General features: G+C 58.9%; 8 protein-coding genes and 2 pseudogenes. 5 read left to right on the top strand and 5 right to left on the bottom strand.

Annotated elements, in window-relative coordinates:
- Nucleotides 1-85: 85 nt before the first annotated feature.
- Both NKI38_RS33000 and NKI38_RS32995 read right to left on the bottom strand, forming a co-directional pair.
- A pseudogene (locus tag NKI38_RS33000) lies at nt 86-1,143 on the bottom strand (flavodoxin family protein).
- Nucleotides 1,144-1,351: 208 nt separating this feature from the next.
- A complete protein-coding gene (locus NKI38_RS32995; protein ID WP_352665009.1) occupies nt 1,352-3,097 on the bottom strand; it encodes a thiamine pyrophosphate-dependent enzyme in 1,746 nt (581 codons plus the stop codon).
- Nucleotides 3,098-3,519: 422 nt separating this feature from the next.
- On the opposite strand from NKI38_RS32995, the gene NKI38_RS32990 reads away from it, so the two are divergent.
- The gene (locus NKI38_RS32990; protein WP_352665007.1) at nt 3,520-3,786 is read left to right on the top strand and encodes a hypothetical protein; all 267 of its coding nucleotides are present in this window, start codon (nt 3,520-3,522) and stop codon (nt 3,784-3,786) included.
- A gap of 54 nt (nt 3,787-3,840) precedes the next feature.
- On the opposite strand, the gene NKI38_RS32985 is transcribed toward NKI38_RS32990, so the two are convergent.
- Nucleotides 3,841-4,176, bottom strand: a complete 336-nt coding sequence (locus NKI38_RS32985) for a DUF1236 domain-containing protein (protein WP_352665005.1) — start codon at nt 4,174-4,176, stop codon at nt 3,841-3,843.
- 1,339 nt (nt 4,177-5,515) lie between these two features.
- Nucleotides 5,516-6,196: a peroxiredoxin-like family protein gene (locus NKI38_RS32980; RefSeq protein WP_352665003.1), complete on the bottom strand. Its 681-nt coding sequence runs from the start codon at nt 6,194-6,196 to the stop codon at nt 5,516-5,518.
- A gap of 486 nt (nt 6,197-6,682) precedes the next feature.
- Here NKI38_RS32980 and NKI38_RS32975 point away from each other — a divergent pair, with 486 nt between their 5' ends.
- The 4 genes and pseudogenes from NKI38_RS32975 (at nt 6,683) to NKI38_RS32960 (ending at nt 8,186) form a co-directional block, all read left to right on the top strand.
- Nucleotides 6,683-6,847, top strand: coding sequence for a DUF3309 family protein (locus tag NKI38_RS32975; protein WP_352665001.1), 165 nt, complete (start codon nt 6,683-6,685; stop codon nt 6,845-6,847).
- Between the two features lie 92 nt (nt 6,848-6,939).
- Nucleotides 6,940-7,118: pseudogene (locus NKI38_RS32970) on the top strand (divalent metal cation transporter); the annotation flags it as partial.
- A 277-nt stretch (nt 7,119-7,395) separates the two neighbouring features.
- Complete coding sequence (locus tag NKI38_RS32965) at nt 7,396-7,578, top strand: hypothetical protein (protein ID WP_352664999.1); 183 nt, start codon at nt 7,396-7,398, stop codon at nt 7,576-7,578.
- A complete protein-coding gene (locus NKI38_RS32960; RefSeq protein WP_352664997.1) occupies nt 7,578-8,186 on the top strand; it encodes a cysteine hydrolase family protein in 609 nt (202 codons plus the stop codon). The genes NKI38_RS32965 and NKI38_RS32960 overlap by 1 nt, the downstream gene beginning before the upstream one ends.
- A 9-nt stretch (nt 8,187-8,195) precedes the next feature.
- Here the strand turns inward: NKI38_RS32960 and NKI38_RS32955 are convergent.
- The coding region (locus NKI38_RS32955; RefSeq protein ID WP_352664995.1) for a PPC domain-containing DNA-binding protein at nt 8,196-8,435 on the bottom strand (240 nt) is incomplete at its 5' end.

Below are 8,435 nucleotides of genomic sequence, written 5' to 3'. Positions count from 1 at the left end.
ACTTCTCCCTCCTGCTCAGGTGGCTGAAGGGTTTTTTGTCCCTCTTGATCGCTCTCTTCCAACTCCGGCCCAAGCCGGTCGCCGCTTAGGGGCCGCATTGTTCACGGTCGACGAAATCGCTGCCGGCTATAAAAAAACTGCCTTGGCGCTGGGCGTTGACGGCCTGAGCCAGCGTTCTCGCAGCGTTTCGGACCTCGTTTTGAATGTCTTTGTCCGTGTCCAGCTCAAGATGGCTCGTAGCGTAGGGCTTCCAGTAGCCAATATAGCGGTCAACCTCTGCCAATGGACCGGCCGGCGCCAGTTTCATGAACCGCAACCAATCCGATATCGAATGTCGGACATTCTCCACGCCATCGACGTCACCATGAACGACCACGGAGAAGAGTCGGCCTTGCAGGTGGCGCGGATAGTTCCATCCGGCCATTTCGATCGCCTTCGCTTCATCTGCGTGTTTGCCGTGGGTGGCTGTCGGGTCCGGGTTTCCCCCGTCCGCGCAGACGAGGCGATCCATCATCAGCTTCAGGGGGGAGGTCACTTGATACCAATTGACCGGAGTGACGATCATGATCCCATGCGCCGCAACCCACATCGGATAGATTTCAGCCATCCAGTCCTGCGTTTGACCGAGTGAGTGGTTTGGATAACAAGAACACGGCCAATGGCACAGCGGAGCCGCGGTCGAGAAACATGCCTTGCAGGGATGGATCTTCCGCCCGTATTCCGAAGCGAGGCGGGATAGGTCCAATATCTCAATTTCGAAATCGCCTTCGCTCAGGATCGCGTCCCGGGACAGTTCGACCAGCCGGTAGCTCTTCGACATTTCGCCAGGACAGGTATGCTCGCTGCGCGAGGACGCATTGATGAGCAATATCTGAGGCTTTTTGGAAGGGGCGTCATGACTTGCCTGCGCGGCTTCAATGGCATCGCGCGCCGCCAACCAGTCTACCGAAAGCTCATAATCAGGATCGGTAAATCCCTCTCCGGCTTTCCTGGTGATTGGCTCTTACGGGACTCGGCATAAGCCTGCCACGCAACTTCGGCAATTTTGGACAATTCGGAGTCGAGGCCGCGAAATGCCGGATCTTCAAACTGGCCCAGATATCGTGTTTTGAATTCTTCTTCTTCTAGCTTGGGACTTGGCATGCCTTTGCGCGGCAAAGGTGCGTTGGGTTGTTGACCGGACGTTTTCATCGAGAACCAGAACCTTTCAGCGCCGCAGAGAGGAAAACGCGCTGGAAGGATTATGGTTCGCAGCCCCAGTCGCAGAGCGTTCAAAAAGCGCCAAGGGTCCTAAGGGCGCCCGTCGGGCAGGCGGGCGCGTCGGAAATGAGTGGCGACGTGGTCCACTCGGTCAGCCCATCATTGTCTTCAGAGGCTCCTGGGCGAGGTTTGTTTCTATCTCCTGTCGACCCGGCGTTTCTTTCAGCGCGGTGCGCATGTTCTTGCGATACTCCTGGGGCATGCGCGGCGGCAGCATGGGCTCATAGGCGTCAACGACTGCCTCAATGATCACCGGACCTTCGGCTGCGAAAGCTGCATCCAGAACTCCGTCAACCTCCTCGGGCCGGGTAACGCTGTAGCCGATCCCGCCCATTGCCTGTGCGGCCATGGCGAAATCGATTGGCTGCAGTTCGCAGGCAAATTGGGGGTTGCCGAGAAACATCATCTGTTCCCACGCGATCTGGTTGAGCATGTTGTTCTTGATCACCAGAAGCTTGAGCGGAATCTTGTAGCGCACCGCCGTCGAAAATTCGCCAAGCTGCATGGCGAGGCCGCCGTCGCCAACCACTGCTAAAACCGGTCGGCCCGGAAAGGCAATGCCGGCCGCGATCGCATAGGGCAATCCGCAGGCCATTGATGCCAGCGAGCCGGAGACGGCGAAGTCCTGACCCGCCTTGATATCGATGTGGCGGGCGGTAAGTTCGGTATTCTGGCCGGAGTCGGTGGCGAGGATGGCGTTGGCCGGCATGCGGTCGCCGAATGCCTTCACCACGCGTTGCGGCTTGAGCGGCATGTCGTCCTTGCCTTCCGCTTCGGCCATCATGCCGCGCCAGCGCCGTACACTCTGCTGCGCCTGTTCGAGAAATGACCTGTCCGTTTTCTGCGTCAACCTTTCATTGAGCAATTGCAGCGTGACAGCTGCATCGCCGACGAGGCCAGCCTCAACGGGATGGCGCAGACCTATGCGCTGCGCATTTCGGTCGACCTGGACCCCGCGCGCCTTGCCTGGCTTGGGGTAATATTCAATGTAGGGGAAGGTCGAGCCGACGATCAGTAGCGCGTCGCATTGCTCCATCATTTCCTGGGAGGCCAGCGTTCCCAATATTCCTATGCCGCCGACGACGTTCGGATGATCGTCCGGCAGCACGGCTTTGCCAAGCAGGGCCTTGGCAACAGGCGCAGCGAGCAGCCTCGCGGTTTTCTCGAGTTCCGCCTTGGCACTAAGAGCGCCACGCCCGGCAAGGATCGCCACTTTCGAGGCTGCATTGAGAATGTTTGCCGCGAGATCGAGTTGGGCTTCGTCGGGTTGCTTGCTGCCTTCGAACCATCGGTTAGGCGTGTGCCTTGGAAGATTGCGCGGTGAGCGCTTCGCAGATGTCTGTTCCTGCACGTCGCTTGCTATCGAGAGATGAGAAACGCCGCGCCCGGCAAGCGCGGAGCGGCAGGCCAGGCCGGCGACGTTTTCCATGTGCGCCGCATCGGCGACATGAGCGTTGAAGATACTGACGTCGTTGAAGACGCGAGTCAGATCGACGTCCTGCTGCGTGAAGGTCTCGATCAGGTCATGGAACTGCATTCCGGTTACGGCGAGGACCGGCACCTGGTCGAGCTTTGCGTCGTAGAGCCCGGTCAGCAGATGGGTGCCCCCCGGTCCGGAGGTAGCGAGACAGACACCGAGCTTGCCGGTCCATTTTGCATAGGCCGTCGCCATGAACGCCGCCGATTCTTCGTGCCGCACCTGAACAAAACGGATTTTGTCCTGTCTGGTGCGCAGCGCTTCCATGATCCCGTTGATGCCGTCTCCCGGAAGACCGAAGATCACGCGCACATCCCATGCGATCAGTGTATCGACAAGTATCTCGGCGGTGTTGGGCATCGTAACCTCCTCTCGTGTTGATGGGCTTGGCTTGTCCGGCTCTTGCGGCGAACGGTGCTTCGCTTCCAGACGTTCGAACGCGCAGGCGTGGACACTCGCGACCAATGGCCCGAACGGTGGACGGGCCGGGTTGTTCCATAACGGCAAGCAATCGCGACCGGGTCTCGCTCAATGGGTCCGGATTTGCTTCTCGGCGTCCGAGCTTAAGGGCAGCTCCGAGCCGATAGTCCCGCTCCCACCTATCGATTGCGACGTGGAGCCAGAAATCGGGATTCAATCCCTTTTTGGGAACCTGTGGCATGTCAAGCAGATATGAGAATGCAAGCTGGAGGGGGATTGCTTGACAGCCACACCAATCCGCCAAGTTTCGGGCTCGCTGGCGGGCTTCCATGTGGCGCGTCTGCACACATAAGGGATTTAAGATGACACGCGCACTGTCGGATATGCTTGCCACACTCAACGCGGGGATGGCGGTAATCATAACGCTTGGCGGCGGTGTGGCCGGCTGGAACAAGCTTCACGAACAAGGGGCGAGCGCCGGATTCGTCGGGATTCTAGTCGGTCTGCTTATGGGATTTCTGGTGGCGGCTGCCGTCTCCGGAACCTTGGCAACCCTGATCCTGATCGAGAACCACCTTTGGAATCTAGTGGCTGAAATCCGCCAAACTGCGGCGCACTCGCGAGGTTAGTTTCATCTACGAGTCCGCCGCCCATGTGGCGGCGGGCTTCAGCCGAAAGGTTGGTCAGTCGTAAACCTTAATGATCTTGCGAGTGCCTAGATCCACGAGAACCGTCCGATTGTCGATCACGACATAGCGGTATTTGACGTTGGGCACTTCATGCAACTCGATTGTGTCGGGCAGCGCTGTGCCGATATTGCGTTCCACGTCGGGAACCTTCACCGATGCCAACGGCTGCTTCTTCACATACTCATGGATAACCGTATCCTGTTCGGGCGTGATGATCACGTCCTGAGCAGCGACCGCGCCGACACCAGCGAAGAGCAACAACGCCGCAGCGGCGCCCGTAAGATGCTCATGATTTTCTCCTGGCGGCTGGCGCACCACGACATCGTCCAAGCCGACCTCCAAACCGAACTTGGGGCAACGTCAAATGTTCCGGGTTGAGGCTTCGGTCGGGCGGGCGGGTAGGACTTAAGTCTGAGCCTAAAACGCAATGGTCTTACCCATGATGTAGCGTGGAACAGCTTGCTTCCAAGGTTATTGTTTCTCCGGAAAGTTCGGAGAAAACAGATGGATAGAAGTGTTAGACAGGCTCGCTGGTTGCTCACCCCGCTGTTCGCGACCGCCGTCACCTTGTCTGACATATTTGCAGATCGGGGCAGCTACGTCCCTTCCTGTGCTGATAGGGTTCACGGGCCGCACCGCGGTTGGCGAATCCTCAATTTGTAACGGGCGCAAGGCCTGCCTTTCCGGCCGCGTGCCTTAAGAGTTGGTACCATTAGAGTCTGTGTAACACCGGGAGGCTTTCTATGGATCGGCGATCCTTCTTGACAGCAATGTTTGGCATTGCAGGGGCAGCGGCCTTTGCAAGCGCGGTTCGGCCTATCGACGCAGTGGCAGGTGTTCGAGCGGCCAAAAGCGGCATTCTCGATGAACTCGACCCGCCAGACTCACCGACCTTCGATGACGAAGGTACTCAGGCGGAAGTGGAGCCGGTCTACCATCGGCGCTACCACGACCCTTATTACGACCCGGATTACGGCCACTATCGCCGTCGCCACCACCGCCGGCGGGGCTGGAGAAGGGTCTGCCGTAGTTACTGGCGACATGGTCGCCGGCGCGTTCGGTGCTATCGCAGGCGGGCCGGGATCGTGTTTCGGTTCTAGTAGTCTAGCCCGTGGATTCTAGCGACTGGGGCTCGACCCGACGGCGCGGGTGCCGACCAGAACTCAGTTCCCAGGGGCTGGGCAGTGACCGTCGCTTCGCAAATGGGGCGGCGGGCCTCCATCGCAGGGGTATGGAACATTAGCTATCTCTAAAAGTTTCTCGCTTGCGGCCGGGGATGCTCACCCCATCTCTGCCGAAGATCGGGATACGCACCACCCGATCGGCCCGCGCTCTCCCACAGAGGCGCGGGCTTGGCCTCTACCAGCCGAGGAGCGACTTCGGCCGTTTGTCACGCGTTAGCTAATATACCGCGTTATCCAATCGATGGATGAAATTCAACATGGGTCGGTGCTACTTTGATGCATGGCGCGCAAGCCGACTCTCATAGCTATAGCTGTCCTCGCGATCAGCATCGGCTATGCCGAAGCCAAGGACCGTAAGGTCGAAACCGCGAAACCTCAGGACGTACGCCAATTCGACCCTAAGGGCAGACCTTAGCCCTCCGCGCCCGTGCATCCACAGAATCACCACAGAACGGTGATTGTCGAGCGAGTTTTTCATCAGCTCATTAATATGCAACTTGGGACGCTGCCGACATCAATTCTTTGGGATTTGGAGCCCGGCATACATTCTGGCCTTCCTCTCCAGCTTCCGTGAAGCTCCAGCGCACCACGCCTTCCCGATCGAGCAAGAACTCGCCGATAAGTGGCATGTGACCGGCGATCATAATCTGCTGGTCGGCCTCCGCAATTTCGTACCCGTCCTTTTTCTCAAGAAAGTCGCCCGCCGCAGCCGGGTTCATCGGCTCGGGCAGCTCCCCCGGCAGATCGATCCGCATTGTCATGACCGCATCCATTCCGAGCTTGTGGGGCCACTCGGTTTCATTCTCCGTGAGCTTGAGAATGGGCAAACCGAAGGCGCGGTGTGAAGCGCCCGCCGGGTCGGATGCGCTAAGAAGGCCGGGTAGCGGATGGTAACGGAAGTAGAGCCGCGCACGTTCGACTGGGGTCTTGACCACTGCGAGACATTCTACGCCTTTCTCCTTCAGGGCCGGATTGAGCTGCGCCATCGCCGCGACATGGCGCCGGCAGAATGGACAGTGCAGGCCTCGAAACAATCCGACCAGTAACGGGCTACGGCCTCGAAAATCGTCGAGCGAGATTTTGCCATCGCGCGAGATCGCGTCGAGCACAATATTCGGGACCCGGTCGCCCGACTGCAGCGGACGGTCGACACTACTCGTAGACATGGACAACCTCCTCGCCCGGATCACTCAAGAAAAGGCAGCACGACATGCGCTTTGGGGTTGAGCCCGTGCTTGGGCGCATAACTTCTTGCGCCAGGCAAAATGGCTTTCGGCCTCTACCATAGTGCCGAGGTCGAGATTACGCGCCATCCAAGCCATCATAACACGAAAAGGGCCTCAGCGGTCGCCCGTTTCGCGAGCCGTATCAAGCGCCTGTTGATTGCCACGATGTCAGAAACACGTCTGGCGCGTGACGTCCGCAAGCGCGGAGGTACTCGAATGGTTGCGGGGCGAATTGATCCTTGCTCTGCAGTTCGAACGACCGTTTCCAACGACCTTAGTTCCAGGCATGATGAAACTGCCAATAACCAATAGTCAAACCGGCAGGTCTCGTCCGGGAACAAGAAGGCTTGTGGCGAGTTTATATTAAGCAAGCGGCCATTGCTCGGCGCGCAACGTCGAAAAGCTGCAGACCGGAGAGGAAACGTCATGAGTCTCGGCACCATTCTCATCATCATTCTGATTATTGCATTGCTTGGCGGCCTTAGTGGACTTGGCGGCGGACCATTCTACGGCACCGGCTATTATGGTGGCGGCGGTCTTGGTCTGCTGCTGCTTATTATCATTATCCTGGTCGTGCTCGGGCGTATCTAGCGTCACCTGACGCGAATGTCCGACCCGTCGCTTCTCAGGGAGCGGCGGGCCCTTTGTAATGCCCGGATTAAACGACAGCAAAGGAGCGAGCGCTGAACGCCGATGTTTCCGGTTGGGTGAGGGCACTCAAATCACGGTTTCTCACCGTCCTCGGGCCGGGCTTGATAACCGGAGCCTCCGACGATGATGCGAGCGGCATTGCCACCTATTCACAGGCTGGTGCGCAATTTGGCTATGGCTGACTTGGACGATGTTGTTCAGTTACCCACTGACGCGGTTCTGGAAACCAGCTCGCCGCCGAGGGTATTGGTCCTTGCCGCAAGGATTTCTTCGAAGCGGCTGCGGATCCGTTCTCAGTCTTTCCTATGACCCACGCCTGGCGAAATCGCCCTGCATGTCCGCACCCTTCGACGATCCGGCTCGCCTTGAAGCCTCGCTGCAACCGGCGCAGCGACTTGGCTGGATTTGCTGCGGAATAGATCTGCCTCATCACGACACCGAGGAACGCTGGTAGAGCCCACTGGTGAGGCGAACGGCGCGTATTGGGCATGGCTGTGCCGACTTCTGGTGCGGTCGTGCTTCTGATGGCGTCGATCCATGAGGCGGAAACGTCGATGGCTGATGTCGGTTCCTGCAGCGACGAGGAACGAGTGCCGGCACGGCACGTTCTGATCCATGCCTCCGACAAGGAAAAGCTCATGAAAGAATCCGACCGGGTACGGATTTCCTGATGTCGATGCCGGGTTTGACATACGGGCCTCTGGGCGACCGCTGTATGCATGTCTGTGTTGACATGCAGCGGCTGTTTGCCGAGCCGTCACAATGGGCAACCCCCTGGATCACTCGCGTCCTGCCCCGCATCGAGAGCTTGGTCGAAAGGAAGGCACAGCAGACGGTCTTCACGCGCTTCCTGCCTGCCCAGAAGCCGGGGCAAGGTGTCGGCACATGGAAACGCTACTATGAGCGCTGGACCTCGATGACGATCGAAAGTATCGGCGACGAAATGGTCGAACTGTTGCCGGCATTGGCCGCTTACTGCCCGCCGGCCGCGGTCATCGACAAGCACATCTACTCGCCCTGGTTTGAGGGCCGGCTCAGGGCTTTTCTGACGGAGCGCGATATCGACACGCTGGTCATCACTGGCGGCGAAACCGACGTGTGCGTTCTGGCCACGGTGCTCGGAGCAATCGATTTCGGGTATCGCGTGGTTCTCGTTACGGACGCGCTGTGCAGTTCTTCCGACGCGACGCATGACGCGCTGCTGACCGTTTATCACCAGCGATTTGCGCAGCAGGTCGAAACGGTCGAGATGGAGATGGTTCTCTCGCACTGGACCTGATGTCGCCAGTCATCCGGGACGCTTGCGGCGGCGCAGGTGACCGGGCGCTTCCACCAAGGTGATTTCAAGCGTTGGCCGAACGATGCCGTCGAGCAGATGTCCACCCCGGGTGGTGCCGTCGCTCAGTCCGAGCACCGCGTGGACGTGCAGGCTGGGCTTGCCATTGTCGCCCAGCGCTACGTCGCCGATCGCACTCAGAACCTCGCATTGTTCGTCGATCGGGATTTTGCGATAGGTCTTCGCATTCGG

The organism is Mesorhizobium sp. M0621 (genome assembly GCF_040320745.1).
Taxonomy (GTDB): Bacteria; Pseudomonadota; Alphaproteobacteria; order Rhizobiales; family Rhizobiaceae; genus Mesorhizobium.
This window is presented reverse-complemented; position numbering and strand designations above follow the sequence as displayed.